General features: G+C 70.0%; 20 protein-coding genes. 13 read left to right on the forward strand and 7 right to left on the reverse strand.

Annotated elements, in window-relative coordinates; all coding sequences use genetic code 11:
* Position 1 precedes the first annotated feature (1 nt).
* The 6 genes from E6J58_12220 (at position 2) to E6J58_12245 (ending at position 7,275) form a co-directional block, all read left to right on the forward strand.
* Positions 2-889, forward strand: coding sequence for a DUF58 domain-containing protein (locus E6J58_12220; protein TMB37374.1), 888 nt, complete (start codon positions 2-4; stop codon positions 887-889).
* Positions 886-1,767 (forward strand): hypothetical protein, encoded by an 882-nt coding sequence (locus tag E6J58_12225; protein ID TMB37375.1) that lies wholly within the window; start codon positions 886-888, stop codon positions 1,765-1,767. Before E6J58_12220 ends, E6J58_12225 begins: the two co-directional genes overlap by 4 nt.
* Positions 1,764-2,777 (forward strand): VWA domain-containing protein, encoded by a 1,014-nt coding sequence (locus E6J58_12230; protein ID TMB37376.1) that lies wholly within the window; start codon positions 1,764-1,766, stop codon positions 2,775-2,777. Before E6J58_12225 ends, E6J58_12230 begins: the two co-directional genes overlap by 4 nt.
* Entirely contained in the window at positions 2,774-3,829 is a 1,056-nt protein-coding gene (locus E6J58_12235) for a VWA domain-containing protein (protein ID TMB37377.1), read from the forward strand. The genes E6J58_12230 and E6J58_12235 overlap by 4 nt, the downstream gene beginning before the upstream one ends.
* Before the next feature lie 510 nt (positions 3,830-4,339).
* Positions 4,340-6,496 carry a hypothetical protein gene (locus E6J58_12240; protein ID TMB37378.1) on the forward strand — a complete coding sequence of 719 codons (2,157 nt, stop codon included), beginning with the start codon at positions 4,340-4,342 and terminating at the stop codon, positions 6,494-6,496.
* Positions 6,493-7,275, forward strand: coding sequence for a hypothetical protein (locus E6J58_12245; GenBank protein ID TMB37379.1), 783 nt, complete (start codon positions 6,493-6,495; stop codon positions 7,273-7,275). The genes E6J58_12240 and E6J58_12245 overlap by 4 nt, the downstream gene beginning before the upstream one ends.
* 155 nt (positions 7,276-7,430) lie before the next feature.
* On the opposite strand, the gene E6J58_12250 is transcribed toward E6J58_12245, so the two are convergent.
* Together E6J58_12250 and E6J58_12255 are read right to left on the reverse strand one after the other, a co-directional pair.
* On the reverse strand, positions 7,431-7,736 hold the full coding sequence (locus E6J58_12250) for a hypothetical protein (GenBank protein ID TMB37380.1): 306 nt from the start codon (positions 7,734-7,736) through the stop codon (positions 7,431-7,433).
* An 81-nt stretch (positions 7,737-7,817) separates the two neighbouring features.
* On the reverse strand, positions 7,818-8,006 hold the full coding sequence (locus E6J58_12255) for a hypothetical protein (GenBank protein TMB37381.1): 189 nt from the start codon (positions 8,004-8,006) through the stop codon (positions 7,818-7,820).
* 29 nt (positions 8,007-8,035) lie between these two features.
* Here E6J58_12255 and E6J58_12260 point away from each other — a divergent pair, with 29 nt between their 5' ends.
* Positions 8,036-8,893 carry a hypothetical protein gene (locus tag E6J58_12260; protein TMB37382.1) on the forward strand — a complete coding sequence of 286 codons (858 nt, stop codon included), beginning with the start codon at positions 8,036-8,038 and terminating at the stop codon, positions 8,891-8,893.
* On the opposite strand, the gene nth is transcribed toward E6J58_12260, so the two are convergent.
* A complete protein-coding gene (gene nth / locus E6J58_12265; protein ID TMB37416.1) occupies positions 8,877-9,554 on the reverse strand; it encodes an endonuclease III in 678 nt (225 codons plus the stop codon). The genes E6J58_12260 and nth overlap by 17 nt on opposite strands.
* Before the next feature lie 63 nt (positions 9,555-9,617).
* Between nth and E6J58_12270 the strand changes: the two genes are divergently transcribed.
* The 6 genes from E6J58_12270 to E6J58_12295 all read left to right on the forward strand — a co-directional run bounded on the left by E6J58_12270 (position 9,618) and on the right by E6J58_12295 (position 16,031).
* Complete coding sequence (locus E6J58_12270) at positions 9,618-10,628, forward strand: aminotransferase class I/II-fold pyridoxal phosphate-dependent enzyme (protein TMB37383.1); 1,011 nt, start codon at positions 9,618-9,620, stop codon at positions 10,626-10,628.
* A gap of 22 nt (positions 10,629-10,650) precedes the next feature.
* Positions 10,651-12,204, forward strand: a complete 1,554-nt coding sequence (locus E6J58_12275; GenBank protein ID TMB37384.1) for an AAA family ATPase — start codon at positions 10,651-10,653, stop codon at positions 12,202-12,204.
* Positions 12,204-12,845 carry a hypothetical protein gene (locus E6J58_12280; GenBank protein ID TMB37385.1) on the forward strand — a complete coding sequence of 214 codons (642 nt, stop codon included), beginning with the start codon at positions 12,204-12,206 and terminating at the stop codon, positions 12,843-12,845. Before E6J58_12275 ends, E6J58_12280 begins: the two co-directional genes overlap by 1 nt.
* A 110-nt stretch (positions 12,846-12,955) precedes the next feature.
* The gene (locus tag E6J58_12285) at positions 12,956-14,581 is read left to right on the forward strand and encodes an ATP-binding protein (GenBank protein ID TMB37386.1); all 1,626 of its coding nucleotides are present in this window, start codon (positions 12,956-12,958) and stop codon (positions 14,579-14,581) included.
* Positions 14,578-15,636 carry a recombinase RecA gene (gene recA / locus E6J58_12290; GenBank protein ID TMB37387.1) on the forward strand — a complete coding sequence of 353 codons (1,059 nt, stop codon included), beginning with the start codon at positions 14,578-14,580 and terminating at the stop codon, positions 15,634-15,636. The genes E6J58_12285 and recA overlap by 4 nt, the downstream gene beginning before the upstream one ends.
* A complete protein-coding gene (locus E6J58_12295; protein TMB37388.1) occupies positions 15,633-16,031 on the forward strand; it encodes a hypothetical protein in 399 nt (132 codons plus the stop codon). The genes recA and E6J58_12295 overlap by 4 nt, the downstream gene beginning before the upstream one ends.
* Before the next feature lie 45 nt (positions 16,032-16,076).
* On the opposite strand, the gene E6J58_12300 is transcribed toward E6J58_12295, so the two are convergent.
* The 4 genes from E6J58_12300 to pssA all read right to left on the reverse strand — a co-directional run bounded on the left by E6J58_12300 (position 16,077) and on the right by pssA (position 20,066).
* Positions 16,077-17,279, reverse strand: a complete 1,203-nt coding sequence (locus E6J58_12300; GenBank protein TMB37389.1) for a DUF2029 domain-containing protein — start codon at positions 17,277-17,279, stop codon at positions 16,077-16,079.
* Positions 17,280-17,296: 17 nt separating this feature from the next.
* Positions 17,297-18,559: a CinA family nicotinamide mononucleotide deamidase-related protein gene (locus tag E6J58_12305; protein ID TMB37390.1), complete on the reverse strand. Its 1,263-nt coding sequence runs from the start codon at positions 18,557-18,559 to the stop codon at positions 17,297-17,299.
* On the reverse strand, positions 18,556-19,020 hold the full coding sequence (locus E6J58_12310) for a phosphatidylglycerophosphatase A (GenBank protein TMB37417.1): 465 nt from the start codon (positions 19,018-19,020) through the stop codon (positions 18,556-18,558). Before E6J58_12310 ends, E6J58_12305 begins: the two co-directional genes overlap by 4 nt.
* Positions 19,021-19,133: 113 nt before the next feature.
* Positions 19,134-20,066 carry a CDP-diacylglycerol--serine O-phosphatidyltransferase gene (gene pssA / locus E6J58_12315; GenBank protein ID TMB37391.1) on the reverse strand — a complete coding sequence of 311 codons (933 nt, stop codon included), beginning with the start codon at positions 20,064-20,066 and terminating at the stop codon, positions 19,134-19,136.
* Positions 20,067-20,120 lie beyond the last annotated feature (54 nt).

Consider the following 20,120-nt stretch of genomic DNA (forward strand, 5'->3'; position numbering starts at 1 on the left):
AATGGCGGCGCCCGCAGAGCTCATCCGCAGGATCCGGCGCATCGAGATCACCACCCGGCGCGCGGTGCAGGACACGCTCGCCGGCGGCTACCATTCCGTCTTCAAGGGGCGCGGAATGGCGTTTTCCGAAGTCCGCCCCTACCAGCCTGGCGACGAGATCCGCTCCATCGACTGGAACGTGACGGCGCGGATGGGCGAGCCCTTCGTCAAGGTCTTCGTGGAGGAGCGCGAGCTGACGGCGCTGATCGCCGTGGACCGCAGCGCTTCGCAGGACGCCGGCGTCGCGCCGCAGGCCAAGGCGGAAGTCGCCGCGGAAATCGCCGCGCTGCTGGTCTTCTCCGCCCTGGAGAATGGTGACCGGGCGGGGCTGCTGCTGTTCACCGACCGGATCGAGCGCTACGTCCCGCCGCGCCGCGGAATCAAGCACGGCCTGCGCCTGATCACCGAGACGCTGGCGTTCCGGCCGCGCGGTCGGGGCACCGATCTGGCCGCGGCGCTCGGCCATCTGACCACCGCGCAGCGACGGCGCGCGGTGGTGTTCGTCGTCAGCGACTTCCTCGCCGGGGGATACGAGGCCGCGCTGGCCGTGCTGGCGCGCCGGCACGACGTGGTTCCGGTGGTGGTGAGCGATCCGGTGGAGGAGAAGCTGCCGCAGATCGGCGGGCTCTGGCCGGTGGCGGACGCCGAGACCGGCGAGATGGTGCTCCTGGATCTCTCCGATGTCCGCACGCGCCGCGCCTACGAGGCGCGGGCGCGCGAGCGGGTGGAGACGCGCGACCGGATGTTCCGGCGCCTCTCGCTCGATGCCGTGCGCGTCCGCCCGGGCGACGACTACGTCGCTCCCCTCGCTGCGCTGTTCCGCGCCCGCACGCGGAGGCGCACGGCATGATCGCGGCGCTGCTCCTCGCGCTGGCGGCGCCGGTCGGCGAGGCCACCCCCCTCGCGCTCGAGCTGCGCGTGGAGCCCGAAGAAGTCACGCTCGGCGAGCACGTCTCGGTCCGGATCGCCGTGGAGCACGACGCGCGCGACGTCTACTCGCTCGAGGCCGTCGACCCGGCGCCGCTCGCAGTCCCTCCGGGGACCCCCCCGCCACAATCCCGCCGGGAGGAGCTGGGCAGTGGCAAGCGGGTCCCGGATCTCAAGCTGGCGGTCAGCGGTCCGGATGGGCCGCGGCAGCTGTCCGTGCGAGGACGACCCCTGAAGTTTCGCAGCGTGGTGGCGGAGGAGGCCCAAGGCTCGCCCGAGCGCGCGCATCACGGGCCGAAGCCACCGGTTCCGGTGATCGTCCGCAGCTTTCTCTGGGCCTGGCTGCTCGCCGCGCTCGCCGTTGCTGGCGCCCTGATCGCGATGCGCAAGCGGCTGCTCGAGCGTTGGCGGAAGCGAAAGCCGGAGGCGCTGCCCGAGATCCTTTTCGACGACGCCGCCTTGCAGCGACTCGCGGCCCTCCGCGCCGACGCCCCCTGGGCGCGGAGCCAGGGCCGCTCGGCGATCTTCGCTCTCTCGGAGATCGTCCGCGCCTACCTCGGCTCCCGGCTGCAGTTCAACGCCCTGGATCTCACCAGCGAGGAGTTCGTCGCCGAGCTGCGGCGGCGCAGGCTGATCGGGCTCGATCTGGCCGGCCTCATCGAGCAGCTGCGCTGGGAAGACCTGGTCAAGTTCGCGAAGCTGGAACCGACGCCGGAAGAGTGCCTGCGCGGAATCGACCTCGCCGAGTCGGTGATTCGTCACACCCGTCCGCTGCGATCGCTGCCGGTGAAGGCCGCATGACCTCGGGCGCGCTCAGCTTCGCGCACCCCTGGGCGCTTCTCGGTCTTCTCGCGCTCGCTCCGGCGGCCTGGCTGCTCCGGCGGAGGCGAACCACGCTGCCGCGGCTGCGGGTGCCGGACGGCGAAGGCGCCCGAAGCGTCGCGCCGTCCACCTGGGCGCGGCTCTGGTGGCTGCCGGGCGCGCTGCTCCTCGCTGCGGTGGCGCTGACCAGCATCGGCGTCTCCGGACCGCGGCTGCGGGCCTCCCGCCGGCAGGATCTCTCGGTCGAAGGCATCGACATCGTCGTCGCGTTCGACCTCTCCACTTCCATGCTCGCCGCCGACTTCCGCCCCAAGGACCGGATCACCGTCGCGAAGGAGGTGCTGAAGAGCTTCATCGCCTCGCGGCAGAACGACCGGATAGGGCTCGTGGTGTTCGCGGGCGAGGCATACACCCAATGCCCGCTGACGCTCGACTACAAGGTGCTCGAGTCGCTGCTCGATCAGGTGCGCACCGGCGTAATCGTCGACGGCACCGCCATCGGCAACGCGCTGGGAACGGCGGTGAACCGGCTGCGCGAATCCGAGGCGAAGAGCCGCGTGATCATCCTCATCACGGACGGCGACAACAACGCCGGCAACCTCTCGCCGCTGCAGGCGGCGGGGATCGCCAAGGATCTCGGGATCAAGGTCTTCACCATCCTGATCGGCAAGGGTGGCCGCGTCCCTTATCCCACCGGGACCGATCTGTTCGGCCGCACCACGTACGAGCCGGTGGAGATCGACGTCAATCCCGAGCTGCTCCAGCAGATCGCCAACCTCACCGGTGGCTCCTATTACGCGGCGACCGACAAGGAATCGCTGGAGAGAGGCCTCAGCGACGTGCTCGACAGCCTGGAGAAGAGCAAGATCTACGACGTGGGAGGAAGCACCCGCTACGACGAGTGGTACGCGCGCTTCTTCGTGCCGGCGGCGCTCTTCGGGCTTCTCGGCGTCGCCCTGCGCGGCACGCGCATGCAGGGGGCGCCATGACGGGGATCCAGACCACCCTGTTGGGCCAGCACATCCGCGTGCTCACGCCGCTCTTGCTCTGGATTGCGCCCCTGGGGCTGATCGCCGGTGTGCTGGCGGCCGTCCGATCCTGGCAGCGCCAGCAGCGCGTCGCGGCGCTCGTCCCGGGTCCGCGACTCGGGCACGTGATCCAGGGCGGCGGTTCCAGCCAGGGCATCGCGAAGGGTTCGCTGCTCGGGCTTGGACTCTTCTTCCTCTTCGTCGCCGCCGCCGGCCTGCAGTGTGGCGAGCGGACGGAGCTGGTGAAGCGCACCGGGATCGATCTGGTCGTGGCGCTGGACGCGTCGAACAGCATGCTGGCGCGCGATGTGAAGCCCTCGCGGATCGAGCGCGCGAAGCTGGAAGTGACGGCGCTGCTCGATCGGCTGAAGGGAGATCGGGTCGGCCTGGTGGTGTTCGCGGGCGACGCGTTCATCCAATGCCCGCTGACCACCGATTACTCCGCCGCCCGGTTGTTCCTGCGCGCCGTGGCACCCGTCAGCATGGCCACGCAGGGGACCGCCATCGCGGACGCTCTCTATGAAGCCCGGGAAGTCCTCGAGGGCGGCGGGCGCGGCGAGGCGGGCAAGGCGGTGCTGCTCATCACCGACGGCGAAGATCACCGCGGCGATGCGATCGCCGCCGCTTCGGCCTTGGCCGACGCCGGGATCCGCATCTTCGCGGTGGCGGTCGGGGGGGCGGAGGGCGAACCCATCCCGGTGCTCGACCGCGAGGGCAATCTGACCGGCTACAAGAAGGACAAGGAGGGCCGCACCGTCCTCACCCGCACCGACGCGGCGGGCCTGCGCGATCTGACCGCGCGCGGCAACGGCCTCTTGCTCACCGCTTCGGGCGCCGATCTCGGAGTGCTGAAGTTCCTGCCGGAGCTGGAGAAGATCCAGAAGGGCGAAATCGAGTCGCGCCTCTCCGTCCAGTACGACGACAAGTACGCCTGGTTCGCCTGGCCGGCGTTCGCGCTGCTCTGCGCCGCCGCTGCGCTCGGCGAGGGCCCGCTGCGGCGGAGGCCGGCATGAGCGCGCTCCTCCTCGCCGTCCTGCTCGCCGCGCCGGAACGCGTGGTGATCGTGGCGAAGAAGAGCGAGCCCCCCGGCGTCGTCACGCGGCTGCGGCAGTCGCTCGCGCGTTCCGCGCGTCGCCTGTACGAGCGGGAGGACGACGACGTCGCCGAGGGAAACGCCTTGGCCGCGCAGGACGATCCCGAAGGCGCGCTGCGCGAATACGACCGCGCCCGCGCGCGGTTGCCGGAAGATGCCCGCCTCGCCTTCGACCGCGCGGCCGTGCTCCTCAAGCTCGATCCATCGAAGGCAGCGGAAGCGGCCAGCGAGGCGACGCAGGCCCTCCAGCGCGGAGATGCGGACCTCAAGCCGAAGGCCGCCTACCATCTCGCCCTCGCGAACGAGGCGATGGGTCATGCGGAGGAGGCCGTCCGCCACTACGGCGCCGCCCTCGCGCTGGATCCGATGGATACGGACTCCAAGGTGAACCTCGAGCTGCTCCTGCGCACGCAGCAGGAACGGCGGCAGAATCCCGCCGGCCAACCGCGACCCGATCAACCCCCGCGACAGGGCGATCAACCGAAGCCCGAGCCGCAGAAGGGCGAAGCTCCACAGAAACGGGACCAATCGCGCCCGGAGGACCCGGGCGAACGACAGAAGCAGAGCGACGCGCAGCAGCGGCAGGACGACTCCGCGCAGCAGGAAGGCAGGAAGGAGCCCGAGTCACAGCCGCAGACCGGCCCGCGGGCCGCCCAGGACAAGCCGGTCGATCGCAGCGAGGCGCAGCGGTTGCTCGACGCCCTGCGCACGAGCGAAAAAAATCTGGAGATCTGGCGGTTCGCGAAGAAGAAGACGGAGGCGAGGAAGCGAAGTGATCCCGAGAAGGACTGGTAAAGCGTTTGCTCTGGCGTTTCTCCTTGCGCTGCCCGCGCTCGCGGCGGCGGAGGTGGAGCTGTCCGCGACGGCGGACGCGACGGAAATCGCCCTCGACGGCACCGTGACGTTGCGGATCTCCGCCACCTACGCCTCGAAGGCGGAGACCGGAGATCTCGTGGTGCCGGCGTTCGCCGACTTCGACGTCGTCAGCCGGTCGCACTCGGAACAGGTGACCTTTACGCTCTCGAGCAGCGCGCCGAGCTTTCGCAGGACGGTGATCACCTCGCTCGCGCTGACGCCCAGGCGCGTGGGCGAGCTCAGCATCGAGCCCGCGCGGCTCGAGTTCCATGGCAAGAGCTTCCAGACCGAGCGGATCCGGATCCGGGTCGTCCCCGCCGGCCAGGCCGCCCGCGGAGGCACGCAGTCGCCCGACGCTTCCGCCGATGACAGGCTCCCTGACAACCTCGATCCCTTTGCCGACGTGCATCCAGGGCAGCGCGACCTGGTGCTGCGGGCGGCGGTGGACAACGAGCGGCCATTCGTCGGTCAACAGATCTCGTATTCGCTCTACCTGCTCGCGCGAACCAACGTGAGCAGCATCGAGAAGCTGCAGATCCCGCGCCTGGACGGCTTCTGGAGCGAGGACGTCGAGGCCCCGCAGCAGCTCGTCCCCGAGCAGCGCATCCTCGACGGCGTCCCGTACACCGCATATCTGTTGAGGCGGCGCGCGCTGTTCGCGCTCCGACCCGGGAAGGCCACCATCGAGGCCGCCGAAGTCCAGGTGCTCACGGGCTTCGGAATGCTCTTCTCGCGCGGCAGCTCCCGGCGCACGTCGCAGGCGTTGCAGATCGACGTGCAGCCGCTGCCGCCCGGAAAGCCTGCCGGATTCGACGTCGGCAACGTAGGCCAGTGGACGCTCACCGCTTCAGCGGAGCCGTCCACCGCGCCCGTCGGACAGCCGATCACGTTCCGCCTGGTGGCGAGCGGACGCGGCAACATTCGCGACCTGCGGTTGCCCAGGCTTCCCGCCGTCCCCGGCATGCGCGCGTACGACGCCACCACCGCGGACAAACAGTCGGTCGAGCGCGGAGTGATCACCGGGACGCGCACCGTCGAGCAGCTTCTCGTTCCCGAGCGGACCGGTGCGGTCGAGATTCCCCCACTGGCGATGGACGTTTTCGACCCCATCCAGAAGCAGTATCGGACGGTGCGGACCGAGGCCATCCCGCTGCGGATCTCGGCGGCGCAGGTGGGCCAGCCGGCCGCGGAGCCGATCTCGCAGAACCTGCTCGGCGGCGGCGGGCTGCGACCGATCCGGCTGCGGCTGGGGTCCACGCAGCGCGCCACACCGCCGTGGGCAGACCCGTGGTTCTGGCCCGCCCTGGGATTGCCGCCGTTCGGCCTTGCGCTGTTCCTCGCGTTCGCCGGCCTGCGGCGGATGCTGCACGTGGATCCGGCTCGCCGGCGCGTCCGGCTGGCGCGAAACGCCGCCGAGAGGCGCCTGCGCGGAGCGCGCGCCCTGCTGGAGCGGGGCGAGCCGGTCGCGTTCTATGCGGAGATCGCTCGGGCCGTGACCGGCTATCTCGCCGACAAGCAGGGCGTCGCGGCGGCGGGACTCACCCGTGAGGAGCTCTCCTCGGCGCTGGTCGGGCGAGGCCACTCCGAGGAAACCGTTCGCAGGCTCGTCCGCGTCCTCGACGACTGCGACCGGGCGCGGTTCGCTCCGGGCAGCGGCGACGCCCCCGCCCGCGAAGCGATGCTTGGACGCGCCGACCAGGTGCTGAGCGAGCTGGACCGGAGGAGCGCTTGACGGTGCTGCTCGCAGCGCTGCTCGCCGCGGAGGCGGGAGGCGTGCAGCTTTTCGCCGACGCGAACGCCGCGTATCTCTCCGGAGACGTCTCGCGCGCCGTCGCGGCGTACGAGGCGCTCGTCTCCGAAGGCGTCGCCTCCACGGAGCTGGAGACCAACCTGGGCGCCGCTTATCTACGCCAAGGCAAGCGCGGGCTGGCGGTGCTGCATTTCGAACGCGCGCTGTTCCTGGAGCCCGGCGACGACGACGCCCGGGTGGATCTCGTCGAAGTGCGCCGCGGAAACGTCGACCGCCTCGAGGGTGATTCGGACGAAGGCGGAAGCCAGGCCGTAGCGCGCCTGCTGGCGCCGCTCCCGGGTCCCGAGGGCGCTTTTGCATTGGTCGTTCTCTGGGCGGCGGCCTGGGTCCTGCTGGGGATTCGCCTCCTGGTGCGCGCACCGGCGTGGACGGGCCTGGTCGCCGCGATCTGCTTCGGCGGGGCGTTGCTGTCGGCGCTCGTCGTCGGGGGCGCTGTCGCCGGGCGCGATCTGGCGATGCGCCGCGCCGTCGTCGTGGCGCAGGCCGTTCCAGCGCGGGAAGGGCCTGCCGAGAGGAGCGTCAGCCGCTTCGAGATCCACGAGGGCACCACCGTCGGGATCGAGGACGAGGAAGCCGGCTTCAGGCGCGTGAAGCTGGCAAACGGACTGACCGGCTGGGTGCCCGCGGGCGCGCTCGAGCTGGTGGTCCCGCCCGGGTGGGCGGGACGGCCGGTGCTCGCCGCCCGCGTTGGCCGGCCGTGAGCCCCGAAGCGTCGCCCGGGATCCCGCGTACCACTACCTCGCCGGAAACCGGACCGCGCTGCCCGCCATGATTTTCGCGGTGACGGCGGGCGCGGGGTTCGGCGAAGAGACGTGGGAAGCCGAACCCGCCGTGGCGCACTTCGTGTTCAGACAGGTCAGCGCGGGCGAGGAGCCAGCGAGTCGAGACCTTCCCGGCCGATGTTCGGATCCCAGACGTAGATCGTGTCGGAGACGAGGTTCTCGACGTGGTAGGGGTCTTTCGCGAGCAGCGGGCCGATCTCCGACCGATCTTCGATCCGGAGCAGCAGCGCGCCTCCCTCGCGGGGGACGAATGGCCCCGAGCAGACCATCTTTCCCTGGCCGAGGAGCTCGCGCAGATATGCCCGGTGGCGGTCCACTGTCTGCTGGATGCGTTCGAGCGGAGCTTCGTACTTCAGCGCGACGAAGGCGTAGAGGGCCATGCGTTCGCTTCTAGAACGCATCCCATGACGTGTACAGCCTCAAGACATAGCCACAAAGCCGCGCCGTCGGTGCCGCAGCGGCTAGCATTCCTTGCGGCGCTTGCGGGTGCGCTTGCGGCGCGGGCGCGGCGGAGCAGACAGCCGCGAGACGAGCTCCTCCGCCTCAGTGAGAAGTCCGGCCGCCTCCGCGAGGGCTTCCTCGGTGGCGAGGCCGCACTCGATGGCGTCCGACAGCTCGGATTCGATCCGCTCGCGAAGGCCGTTCCGCATCGCTAACTACGCTAGCCCGAGGCGTTCACATGGCAACAATTCCGCTCCTGTTCCTGCTCGCGGCGGCCCAGACTCCGGCGGCGCGTGCGCGCGAGGTCGCCGCCAGACTCCCCTTTGCCTACCGCGCGTACCTCGAGGTTCGCCGGGAGGCCGCCGCGATCGGCGACCCGGCGCTGCGGTCCGCGACCGAGACGCTGCTGCTCGCTCCGTGGCTACCTCCTGAGGCGTGGGCGTACTCCCACCTCGGCGAGGCGCGTAAGCTGCTCGACGACCCGCGGCTCGAGCTGCCGCCTCCAAAGAAAGGAGACTTCCTCGCTTCCGCCGGCGGCTCCTGCGAAGGCGGCCACCACGGATACCCAGGTGGGCTCGCCGTCCACACACTCGCCACGCTGCGCCATGCGCGCGCGCTCGCGGACGTCTACCGCCACGTGTACGGCGTCGACGTCAAAGCGGATCAGCTCACCACAGCCGTCCTCTGGCACGACGCTCTATTGGCCGCCACCCTCCCCTTCCGCGCCGACGGCTCCTGTGGGCCGGAGCCGGACATCGCGCGAGCGCCTGCCCACCACGTCCTCGGGCTCGCCGCGGGCATCCTGCGCCACCTTCCGGCCGACCTGCTCTACGTGATCGCGGCGGCGCGCAGTCCGGATCCAGGAGAGATCTGCCCCTGGCTGCAGGCGGCCTCGATCCTCGCCGAAGGCCGCAAGCTCGAGTGCCCGATGCGGCAGACGGTGGAATCGTTCATCCATCGCTTCGCCGATTCCGACTCGGCGCTGACCGTGCTGACCTGGTCCCGGTACGAGGCCCGGGCGCCAGGAGGATGGGCGCGCTACGAAGCGCTGCTGCAGGACGGAAACGACGTATTGCTCTTCAGTCGCTCTCCGTGACGCCGCGGCGCGGGCACAGATCGAGGACTGCGCAGCGCGAGCAATGAGGGCGCCGCGACTCGCAGGTCCTTCGCCCGTGCCAGATCAGGAGCTGGTGGGCGCGCCCCCAGAGCTGCTCCGGCAAGAGCGCGGAGAGCTCGTGCTCCACCTTGCGCGGATCCTCCTGGCGGGTGAGGCCCAGCCGTCGCGAGACGCGGCCTACGTGCGTATCGACCGGCAGCGCCGGCGTGCCGAACGCGTGGTTCACCACCACGCCCGCCGTCTTCCAGCCGACGCCCGGCAGCTCGCACAGCTCCTCGCGCTTGCGGGGAATGTGCCCGCCATGGTCGCGGGCGATCCGGGTCATCGTTTCGTGCAGGTTCTTCGCCTTGCCCCGCCAGAGGCCGACGCGCTTGATCTGTTCGCCGATGACCTCCGGCGTGCTCCGCGCGTAATGCGCAGCGGTCGGGTAGCGGTCGAACAGCGCCGGCGTCACCTGGTTCACGACGGCGTCGGTGCACTGCGCCGAAAGCATCACCGAGACGAGCAGCTGCAGCTCGTCCTGGTACTCCAGGGCGATCTTCGCCTCCGGCATCTCCTTCTCCAGCCGGCGGACGATCCGTGCGAACCTGCGCGCGCGCTCTGCTTTCGATTCGCGGGCCACCGCAGCCGCGTTTATCATGCCCCATCCCGGAGGAGCGGGCTCCGCCCGCGACGGGCGGAGCGCCTCGGCGCGGAGCATCCAATGGACTTCATCGACCTGCGCAGCGACACCGTGACCCGCCCTACACCCGGCATGCGAAAAGCAATCGCGGCGGCGGAAGTCGGCGACGACGTCTATGGCGAAGACCCGACCATCAACGCGCTTCAGGACCGCGTCGCCGCCATGCTGGGCAAGGAAGCGGCTGTCTGGGTGCCCACCGGCACCATGGCGAACCAGATCGCGCTGGGGTCGCTCGCGGGGATGGGCGACGAGATCATCTGCGACCGGCACTGCCATGTCGTGAACTACGAGGGCGGAGCCATCTCCGCCTTGTGGGGAGTGCAGAGCCTGGTCGTCGACGGACCTCGCGGGATCTTCACCGCCGAGGCTGTGAAGGCGGTCATCCGCGCGAGCCAGGGCGACCACGATCCCCGCCAGAAGGCGGTCGCCATCGAGAACACGCACAACCGCGGCGGCGGAAGCATCTGGCCGCTCGCGCAGCTCGAGGCGGTCGCCGGCGTCGCGCGTGCCGCCGGCCTCGCCGTTCATCTCGACGGAGCGCGGATCTGGAACGCGCACGTGGCGACCGGGATCCCGCTGCAGCAGTGGTGCGCGAAGGCGGACACGGTCTCCGTCTGCCTGAGCAAGGGTCTGGGGGCGCCGGCGGGGTCGCTGGTGGCGACCACGCGCGAGCGGATGAAAGCGGTGCGGCGCCTGCGCAAGCGCGTCGGAGGTGGGTTGAGGCAGGCAGGGGTGCTCGCCGCTGCGGGCATGTACGCCCTCGACCATCATCTGCAGCGGCTTGCCGAGGACCATGAGAGCGCCCGAAAGCTCGCGGAGAGCGTTCCGTTTTCCTGGCATGCCCCGGAGACGAACATCCTGCTCGCCGACGTCGCCAACGCGCCGGCGCTGGTCGACGCGGCGAAAAAGGAAGGGGTGCTGATCAACGCCGTCAGCGGTACCCGCATCCGCGCCGTGACGCATCTCGACTTCCCGCTTGCCCAGGTTCCGGAAGCCGCCGCACGCCTGCGCCGCGCCGCGGACAGACTCTGATCTTCTGGTAGAATCGCGGGCCGTGGAGACGTTCGAATCCGCGCCCGTCGGGACGCCGAAGTTCGTCTCCGATCTGGACACGCTGATCCGCGCCCGCTACCCGCTCATCTACCTGGTGAGTTGGGAAGAGCAGCGCCTCGACGCCATCCTGCAGGACGTCGCGCAGACCCACGGAAAGGCTCTGTTGCAGTGGTCGGTGACGCGCGGGATGCGCCGCGTCTCCGCAGGCCGCACGGTCGCCGTCAGCGAGCAGTCGCGCGATCCGGTGGAGGCGCTCGCGGCCATCGGCAAGCTGACCGAGCCGTCGCTGGTCGTGCTGAAGGACTTCCACCCTTTTCTCGACAGCGCCGCCGTCGTGCGGGGAATGCGCGAGCTGGCGCAGGACCTCAAGTCTACCTTCACGACGGTGATCCTGCTCGCTCCGGTGCTCACCATCCCCGTGGAGCTGGAGAAGGAAGTCTCGGTTCTCGACGTTCCCCTTCCCTCGTTCCGCGACCTGTACCAGCTCCTGAAGGAGATCGTCACGGTCGTCCGCCGCGGGAACAAGGCGCGCGTGGAGCTGACCCGGGAGCAGGCCGAGCAGATCATCAAGGCGGCGCAGGGTCTGACGCTGAGCGAGGCGGAAAACGCCTTTGCCAAGGCCATCGCCAACGACGGCGTGCTCGACAGGGACGACATCCGCCTGGTGCTCGACGAGAAGCGGCAGGTGATCCGCAAGAGTGGCTTGTTGGAGTTCGTCAACGTCGAGCAGGAGCTGGCGCACGTCGGCGGCCTCGACGAGCTGAAGGGATGGCTGAACGGCAGGATGGGCGCCTTCAGCGAGCCGGCGCGCAAGTTCGGCCTGCCCGCGCCGAAAGGCCTTCTGCTGCTGGGCGTGCAGGGATGCGGCAAGAGCCTGACGGCGAAGGCCATCGCATCCGTCTGGTCGCTGCCGCTCTTGCGCCTGGACCTGGGCCGGATCTTCTCCTCCCTCATCGGATCCTCCGAGGAGAACCTGCGCCGCGCCATCCGCGTCGCCGAGAGCGTCGCGCCGACGGTGCTCTGGATCGACGAGATCGAGAAAGGCCTCGCGGGAAACGCCGGCGCCGCGGTGACCGACTCCGGCGTCTCCGCGCGCGTCTTCGGATCGCTGCTCACCTGGCTGCAGGAAAAGACCGCTCCGGTCTTCGTGGTCGCGACGGCGAATCGCATCGATGCGCTGCCGCCCGAGCTGCTGCGCAAGGGGCGGTTCGACGAGATCTTCTTCATCGACCTGCCCAGCGCGGCGGAGCGGCGGGACATCTTCCGCATCCACATCGCGCGCCGGCAGCGAGACCCGGCGGCGTTCGACCTCGACGCGCTCTCCACGGCGGCCGAGGGCTTCTCCGGGTCCGAGATCGAGCAGGCGGTGATCGCCGGGCTCTACTATGCGTTCGACGAGTCCACCGAGCTCCGCCAGGCGCACGTGATGCGGGCCGTCCAGGAGGCGTTTCCGCTCTCGTCGACCATGGGCGAGGAGATCTCCCGCCTGCGCGAGTGGTCGAAGAACCGGACGCGCCCGGCCTCCACGGCCCAACGCCTGGCGGTCGTGCGCTGATGGCTGGACGGCTGACGCGCTTTCTGAACCTGGAGCGCCCACGCCGGCCCGGGGAAGCGCCGCACCACGAAGTGGCGACGACGGGTCGTTTCACCGGCGAACCCTCCACTCTCGGCCTGCAGCGGGACTTCGGGGAGCAGCCCTTCGTGCGCTGCCCGCGGTGCGAGGCGGACAACTCGCGCTACGCGCAGCTCTGCACGAACTGTCAGGGTCCGCTCACCGGAGACGACGTCCGAGCCTGGAACGAGAAGCTGTGGGCGGACCGGCAGGCGCAGCTCGCTGGCGAGCACACTGCCCGGGAGCAGACGCAGCGGGAGCTTCTCCAGCAGAACCGTCTGCTGGGCGCGGCGCTGGCGCGGGAGGTCGGCGAGCGCGAGCGAGCGCGCCTCTCCTGGTGGTGGTCGAACGGCGGGTTGCCGGATGCGACGCCGATCGGCTTCCGGCTCTTGTCGATGCTGCCGACGACGCGCGCGAGAATCGTCGCCGGGGCCGTCGCGGCCGGGGCATTCGTCGGGGCGGCGCTGCTGGCGTTCGGGGCACGGCGGCATCCGATGCTGCAAGGTGCTGGGTTCGTGATCGGCTTCCTCCTGCTGGTGCTGTTCACCCCCAACGTGCCGCGATATCGCCGCTGGTGGTGGTGAGGCTGTCTCGTTTCGAGCCCAGCAGCTCGAAACAGGAGTCCCATTTCGAGCGCGCCTGCTGAGGCGTCCTTTGGCGCGCGCACGGCACGCCGTTCGCAGAAGCGCGCTCCGTGCATTCGTCGCTCTACTGCGCGGCCATCGCCGGCGCCGGCGCGCGCCTCGTCGAGGTGCAGGTGGACCTGGCGCTGGGACTACCCGGGTTCCACTTGGTCGGCTTGCCCGACCACGCGTGCAACGACGCGCGCACGCGCGTCCTCACCGCGCTGCGCAATACCGGGTACCAGCTGCCGCAGAAGAAGATCACGGTCAATCTCGCTCCAGGAGACCTGCGCAAGGAGGGGGTCGGCTTCGACCTCGCCATCGCGCTCGGGATCCTCGCTGCCGCGGGGCTGACTCCGTTGCCGGAGCGCACGCCGCTGGTGGTCGGCGAGCTCGCGCTCTCCGGCGAGGTGTTGGCGGTGCGCGGCGTACTGCCCGTCGCGCTGGAGGCGCGCAAGCGCGGGTTCGAGGGCCTGATCGTGCCCGAGCAGAACGCTCCGGAGGGTGCGCTGGTGCAAGGGATCCGCGTGTACGGCGCCCGCACGCTGGCCGAGGCAGCGGAGACGTTCTGCGGGACGGGAGGTCGCCCTCCCGCAACCGCGCCGCAGGAGACGGCGCCCGCGACGGCGCTCGATCTGGCCGACGTGCGCGGGCAGCAGACCGCGAAGTGGGCGCTCGAGGTGGCCGCCGCGGGCGGCCACAACGCTCTCTTCATCGGACCGCCGGGGGCCGGAAAGACCATGCTGGCCCGCCGCTTTTCCGGGTTGCTTCCGGCGCTCTCGTTCGAGGAAGCCGTGGAGGCGACATCCATCTGGTCGGTGGCCGGCCGGCTCACGCCCGGGCAAGGCCTTATGCCCGCGCGCCCTTTTCGCGCCCCCCATCACACCATCTCGGTGGCCGGGCTGATCGGCGGGGGATCGCCGCTGCGGCCGGGCGAGATCTCTCTGGCGCATCGAGGAGTGCTCTTTCTCGACGAGCTGCCGGAGTTCGGGCACGCGGCGCTGGAGGCGCTGCGACAGCCGCTGGAGGACGGCAAGGTGTCTCTGGTGCGCGCGAAGGATCGCGCCACCATGCCCGCCCGCTTCATGCTCCTCGGCGCGATGAATCCGTGTCCTTGCGGACACGCCTCCGATGCGGACCCCGACCGCTGCACGTGCACGCTGCCCGCCAAGGAGAACTACATGCGGCGCATCTCGGGGCCCATCCTGGACCGGTTCGACCTTCACATCGAGGTCGGAGCATTGCGCACGAAAGACTTTCTCGCGCTGCCGCAGGGCGAAGCGTCGGCCGCCGTTCGCGAGCGCGTCGAAGCCTGCCGCGCGCTGCAGCGGCGCCGGTTCGCGCAGTTCCCGGATCTCCATTGCAACGCGCAGCTCAGCGGTCCCGCGCTGCGGAAGCTCGTCGGGGCGAGCGACGCGGCACGGTCGCTGCTGGCGCGCTTCATCGACGAGAAAGGCCTCTCGGCCCGCGCGCACGATCGCATGCTCAAGCTCGCGCGCACCATCGCCGATCTGCACGGCCACGAACACGTCGGCGAGCAGCACGTGCAGGGGGCGGTACAGCTGCGCTGTCTCGACAGCCCCACCACCGGCAGGCCGGACCGGATCCGTATGGCGCCCCTCCAACTCGCGCGCAGGGCAGCGCTGCAACCACCTCCGGGCACGTCGCCCGGCGCGATTCCCAGGGAGGGAACATGAGCAAGGTGTCGGAGAAGCTGAAGATGGCCGCCGAGAAAGGCAGGGCGGTCCTCGCTGCCATCGGCGCCATCGAGAAACAGTTCGGGAAGGGCGCGATCATGCGGCTTGGCGAGGGCGAGATCGGACAGCCTGTCGCCACGTTCCCCAGTGGGTCGCTGGGCCTCGACCTGGCGCTGGGATGCGGCGGCTATCCGCGCGGTCGGGTGATCGAAATCTTCGGACCCGAGAGCTCGGGCAAGACCACCCTGACGCTGCATGCCATCGCACAGGTCCAGGCGCTGGGCGGGTGCGCCGCGTTCATCGATGCGGAGCACGCGCTCGACGTCACGTACGCCCGCAAACTCGGCGTCAGGGTCGAGGATCTGCTCATCTCCCAGCCCGACACCGGCGAGCAGGCGCTGGAGATTACCGAGACCCTGGTTCGTTCCGGGGCCGTCGATCTGGTGGTGATCGATTCCGTCGCGGCCCTGGTGCCCAAGGCGGAGATCGAGGGCGAGATGGGCGATTCGCACATGGGCCTGCAGGCCAGGCTCATGTCGCAGGCGCTGCGCAAGCTGACGGCGGTGGTGAGCCGGAACAGCGCTACCGTGATCTTCATCAACCAGATCCGGATGAAGATCGGCGTCGTCTTCGGGTCGCCGGAGACCACCACCGGGGGAAACGCGCTCAAGTTCTACTGCAGCCTTCGTCTCGACATCCGCCGGATCGGCGCCGTCAAGGACGGCGATCAGATGGTCGGCAACCGGACGCGGGTGAAAGTGGTGAAGAACAAGATGGCGCCGCCCTTCCGGGAAGCGGAGTTCGACGTTCTCTACGGGGTGGGGATCTCCCGGCCGCACGAATTGCTCGATCTCGGCGTGGAGCGCGGCTTCATCGAGAAGAGCGGAGCGTGGTTCGAGATCTCCGGCGAGCGGATCGGTCCGGGGCGCGAGAAGGCGGCGGAGGCGCTGCGCGCAAACGCCACCGCCGTCGAGGACCTGGAGCGCAAGCTGCGCGAGGCGGGTGCCAGCGACAAGTCCGCGCCGCCCCCGACGCAGTCGGAGGCTGCGGCATGAGCACGCTGCAGCAGATCGCGAGCCTGGAGGCCCACCGCGCGGTGCGCAGCGGACGCTGGTTTTCGCTGCTGCGCATCGCGCCGCCGGGGTGGGTGGCGCTGGATTCGGACGTGGAGGAACTGGCTGCCGTCATCCGCGCCCACCTGCGCCGCACCGATGCGGTACTGCGCGTCCGCGACCGCGAGATAGGCGTGGTCCTGATCGAGACGGTGGGCGACGACGTGCACGTTGCCGTCGACCGCCTGCGGGGAGCGCTGGCCGCGCGGCTGCCGTGGCTCGAGGTGCGAATCGGCTGGGCATCTGTGGGGCCGGGGCAGCGGCCGACATGGCAGGAGGCATGGCGGTGGGCGGGTCAGCTGCTGGTGGCGGCCGCGGCGGTTCCGGCCGCGGCGTGAAGGGGGAGTAGGGCGGGGGCGCGCCGGCGGCGCCTCTGCTCCGCTTCAATAGAGGCGGTTGAAAACGGCCGCTCCCCAGGCGTTGACGGCAACGCCGAGGAGCGCGAGGAACCAGAACGTGCCGGTGAACCGGCGTCCGCCCAGCGCCAGCAGGACGATCAGATATGGCGTGTAGTCCACCGAGAAGCGGAAACCGAACTGGTAGTAGCCGCTGTTCTGGTAGAAAAAGCCGGGAACGGCCACCACGGCGACCGTCAGCCAGAGCGCGCGGTGCAGGCGCGGCTTCTCCTTCGGCCAGAGCAGGTACAGGAAGAGGGGCGTGGTGACGAACAGGCTCATGCCCTCGCCGTTGAAGCCGATCCGCAGCGGGTGGAACTGGATCTCCGGCAGGCGCGTGAAGGCATCGTGCAGGTTCCGCTCGAGGAAGGCGTAGTGGAACAGTCCATAGCGGAGGACCTGGGCGTTCACCCGGTTTGCGTACAGGTGAGAATGGCCGAATTCTCCGAAGCTGCCGAATCGGACGTAGTTCATCCACGCCATCGGCACGGCGATGGCGGCGATGGCGGCGGCGAACGGCACCAGCCGCGGCAGCGCTGCCCGCCAGCCCGCCGGATCGCGCAGCTTGCTCCATTCCAAAGGGCCGTCGGGGGACAGCGCCTCGAAGACGAAGAACACCGCGGAGAAGGCCAGCGGCGTCCGCGTGATGGCGGCGCACCCGACGGCAAGGCCGGCGAGCACCGGATGGCGTGCTCCGATCGAAGCGTGCAGGTAGAGCAGCGTCAGCGTCACGCCGATGGTCTCGGCCGTGAACCAGACCTCGCCGCGGATTCCGCAGCTCCAGGCCAGCGTCCCGAATCCGTAGATGAGGGCCAGGGCGACGTGCTCCCATTCCGGCCGGGCCTGTAAACGGCGGAAGAGGCGATAGAGGAGCGCCACGTTCGCGGCCGCGAAGAAGAGCGTGAAAGCGACGTCGTTGAACGAGAGGCCGAAGACGGCCACGAAGGGAACCATCAACAGCGCCGGGAAAGGGGGGAAGGACACGTACCAGCGCCCGTCCTGCAGGACCCAGTCGTTGAGGTTCGGCGGCTGCGGCACGGCCAGATGGAGCTGGCCATGGAGGAATGCGTGCGCCTGGTAGACGAAGTGCGGCGCGAAAGACTGATGCGCGAGCAGCCCGTCGCTGGAGAGCGCGTACGCTGCGAGCGACGCGACGAAGAGGATCAGGTCGACGCGATGGCGCGCGGCCACTTCGCGCCAACCGGTGGTCAGGGGACCCTCGTTGGACCCAACGCCTCGCGCAGGAGCTGGAGCGCGCCGTAGGCAGCCTGCAGGCGCACCTGGCCGCGATCGCCCCGGTACTTCGCGAGTCGCGCGGTCGTCCCCGGCGGCCCGCACAGTCCGAGCCACACCGTGCCGACGGGTTTGTCCGCGGTCCCGCCGTCTGGCCCGGCAATGCCGGTGATCGCCGCGGACCACGTCGCACCCGATCGCTCCCGGGCGCCTTCCGCCATCGCGCGCACCACCGGCTCGCTGACGGCGCCGTGCTGCTGGAGCATTTCGCGCGGGACTCCCAGCGCGCTGTGCTTGAGATCGTTCGAGTACGTGACGAATGCCCCGGCCGTCCAGCGAGAGCTTCCGCCGACCTCGGTCAAGAGCTGGGTCAAGAGTCCGCCGGTGCAGCTCTCGGCGCAGCAGATCGTCTCGCCGCGGCGCGCGAGCTCCTCGCCCAGCGCCTGCGCGAACGTCACTCCGTCCGCGCCATAGACGAACGGACCGAGCGCTTCGCGGCACTTGCGCTCGACGCGCGAAAGGCTCGCCTCCGCCGTCGCGGCGTCGGCGGCCAGCGCGGAGAGCGAGAGATGGTTCTCGGGGAACTTGGTGCGGAACCCGAAGCGCACTTCCGGATGCGCCTCGCGCACCGCGGAGACGAGCTCGTCGAGCTTGCTCTCGGTGACTCCGTAACAGTGGAGGATCCGCGAGCGGAGGATGGCGTTGCCGGTGGCCGCGACGAGGCGCGGAAGCACCATCTCTTCGACGATGCGGTGGTATTCGCGTGGCACGCCGGGGAGGAAGAAGAACTGGCAGCGGTCGATGCGCAACGCGAAGGCGGGCGCGCTGCCGTCGGGGTTGCCGAGCACTTCGGCGGAGCCGGGCACCTCCGCCTGCCGGAGATTGTTCGCCGGCATCGTCTCGTTGGGTCGAATCTTCGCCCAGCGCCGTCGCAGGTGCTCGAGCCACGGCTCGTATGTCCGCAGCGGGACGCCGGCAGCCTGCGCGGCGCACGCAGCGGTGAGATCGTCGGCGGTAGGCCCGAGACCGCCGCTGACGATGCAGTAGTCGGCCCGCACGCTGATCTCCAGCAGGGCACGGCGGATGTCCTCGCCGCGGTCGCCCACTACCGTCGTCCTGCGCAGGGCGAGCCCCAGCGGGTAGAGCCTGGTCGCGGTGATCTGCGTGTTCGTGTCTGCGATCAAGCCGCGCATCACCTCGTCGCCCGTGACGAGGAACTCTACGACCGCGGCGCTCATGGTCCGAGCAGCCGTCCCTTCGCCGCCACCGCACCCCAGGTGAGGAGCAGCGCCCAGAGTCCGGCGAACAGATCGTCGAGCACCACGCCTGCCCCGTTCTTCCAGCGCGGCGCGCGGTCGAAGAATCGCGCCGGCCAGGGCTTGAGCACGTCGCAGATGCGAAAGAGGACGAAGCCCGCGAGCGCGGCAAAGAGCGTGCGGGGCAGGAACGCCATGGTGACGAGATACCCGGCGACCTCGTCGATGACGATGTGGCCGGAATCGGGGACCCCGTAGTACCGCCCCGCCCGGTCGGCCGCCGCGATCCCGGTCAGCACGACGGCGGCGGTCGCGGCGAGATAGAGCCAGCCGGGAACGTACGAGAGCCCCCACCACAGCGGAATCGCGGCGGCGGTCCCCGCGGTGCCCGGCGCCAGCGGCGCATACCCCGCGCCGAAGAAGGTCGCCCAGACCAGCGCCACTTTCGGCGCAGGCCCCCGGTCGCCGGGGAGCCGCCGCGGCTTGGTCACGACGCGCGTCGCGACGGACTCCGACGTCGGGTCCGCCGGCGCGTCAACGAGTGGACGGGAGGCGCTCACGCGTCGTGCTCGCCCTCGTCGGTCCCGCCTCCCGAGGCCGTCGCCGCCGCCGTTTCCAGGGGCACCTCGTCCTCTTCCGCCGGAAGCAGTGGCTCTTCGGGCTCCGGTACCTGCGTGGCGACCTGCGCGGCGCGCGCAGCGGCACGGCGGCGGCGGCCGAACAGCGCTTCCTCCGCGAGCCCGAGCAGGATGTAGATCGAGAAGTAGACGAGGAGCACCAGGGAAGGACGCCCGCGGATGGCGACGGCGACGCCCACCACCGTGATCAGCAGGAAGACCAGCAGGGTGCGGGGATTGAGGCCCGCCTCCTTGAACGTGCGGTAGCGGATGGTCGACACCATCAGGAACGCGAGCACCAGCACCAGGGTGGCGATGGGCCACAGTCCCACGGCTTCCGAGACCGGCGCTTCCAGGTTGTTGAGCGCGATCACCAGGGAAACCAGCATGCCGGCCGCCAGCGGAATGGGAAGCCCGATGAAGTACCGCTGGGTCCCCGATTCGGCATGGGCGATGACGTTGAAGCGCGCCAGCCGGATCGCCCCGCAGGCGGCGTAGATGGAGCAGATGGCGATCCCGCCGGTACCCATCCCCGCCAGCGCCCACTTGTAGACGAGGATGGCGGGGGCGACGCCGAAGGTGATGACGTCGGCGAGCGAATCCAGCTCCACGCCGAACTCGCTCTGCGTCCGCGTCAGGCGCGCCACGCGGCCGTCGAATGCGTCGAAAAAGCTGCCGAAGAAGATCGCTACCGCCGCGCGATAGAAATTGTCGCCGGTGGGTTCGCCCGCCGAGAGCGTGATGGAGTAGACGCCGCAAAAGATGCTGCTGACGGTGAACAGGTTCGGCAGCACGAACATCAGCTTGCGGAGGTTCGCGCGGGGGCGCCGCGGGTGGCGCCTTTCCGCGGGCGGTGGGTACGAATCCGGCATCCAGAGGGAAACGCTAGCACGCCAAAGGGGTCGTCGCTACGAAGTGATTCCGGC

It is taken from the genome of Deltaproteobacteria bacterium (assembly GCA_005879535.1).
In the GTDB taxonomy this organism is placed as follows: domain Bacteria; phylum Myxococcota; class Myxococcia; order Myxococcales; family 40CM-4-68-19; genus 40CM-4-68-19.

Excerpts from the sequence above, each read along its gene's own strand:
- E6J58_12225 (TMB37375.1), top strand. The coding sequence starts at position 886 with ATGATCGCGGCGCTGCTCCTCGCGCTGGCGGCGCCGGTCGGCGAGGCC.
- nth (TMB37416.1), bottom strand. The coding sequence starts at position 9,554 with ATGATAAACGCGGCTGCGGTGGCCCGCGAATCGAAAGCAGAGCGCGCG.
- E6J58_12235 (TMB37377.1), top strand. The coding sequence starts at position 2,774 with ATGACGGGGATCCAGACCACCCTGTTGGGCCAGCACATCCGCGTGCTC.
- E6J58_12280 (TMB37385.1), top strand. The coding sequence starts at position 12,204 with ATGGCTGGACGGCTGACGCGCTTTCTGAACCTGGAGCGCCCACGCCGG.
- E6J58_12220 (TMB37374.1), top strand. The coding sequence starts at position 2 with ATGGCGGCGCCCGCAGAGCTCATCCGCAGGATCCGGCGCATCGAGATC.
- recA (TMB37387.1), top strand. The coding sequence starts at position 14,578 with ATGAGCAAGGTGTCGGAGAAGCTGAAGATGGCCGCCGAGAAAGGCAGG.
- E6J58_12230 (TMB37376.1), top strand. The coding sequence starts at position 1,764 with ATGACCTCGGGCGCGCTCAGCTTCGCGCACCCCTGGGCGCTTCTCGGT.
- E6J58_12305 (TMB37390.1), bottom strand. The coding sequence starts at position 18,559 with ATGAGCGCCGCGGTCGTAGAGTTCCTCGTCACGGGCGACGAGGTGATG.
- E6J58_12255 (TMB37381.1), bottom strand. The coding sequence starts at position 8,006 with ATGCGGAACGGCCTTCGCGAGCGGATCGAATCCGAGCTGTCGGACGCC.
- E6J58_12295 (TMB37388.1), top strand. The coding sequence starts at position 15,633 with ATGAGCACGCTGCAGCAGATCGCGAGCCTGGAGGCCCACCGCGCGGTG.
- E6J58_12260 (TMB37382.1), top strand. The coding sequence starts at position 8,036 with ATGGCAACAATTCCGCTCCTGTTCCTGCTCGCGGCGGCCCAGACTCCG.
- E6J58_12250 (TMB37380.1), bottom strand. The coding sequence starts at position 7,736 with ATGGCCCTCTACGCCTTCGTCGCGCTGAAGTACGAAGCTCCGCTCGAA.
- pssA (TMB37391.1), bottom strand. The coding sequence starts at position 20,066 with ATGCCGGATTCGTACCCACCGCCCGCGGAAAGGCGCCACCCGCGGCGC.
- E6J58_12270 (TMB37383.1), top strand. The coding sequence starts at position 9,618 with ATGGACTTCATCGACCTGCGCAGCGACACCGTGACCCGCCCTACACCC.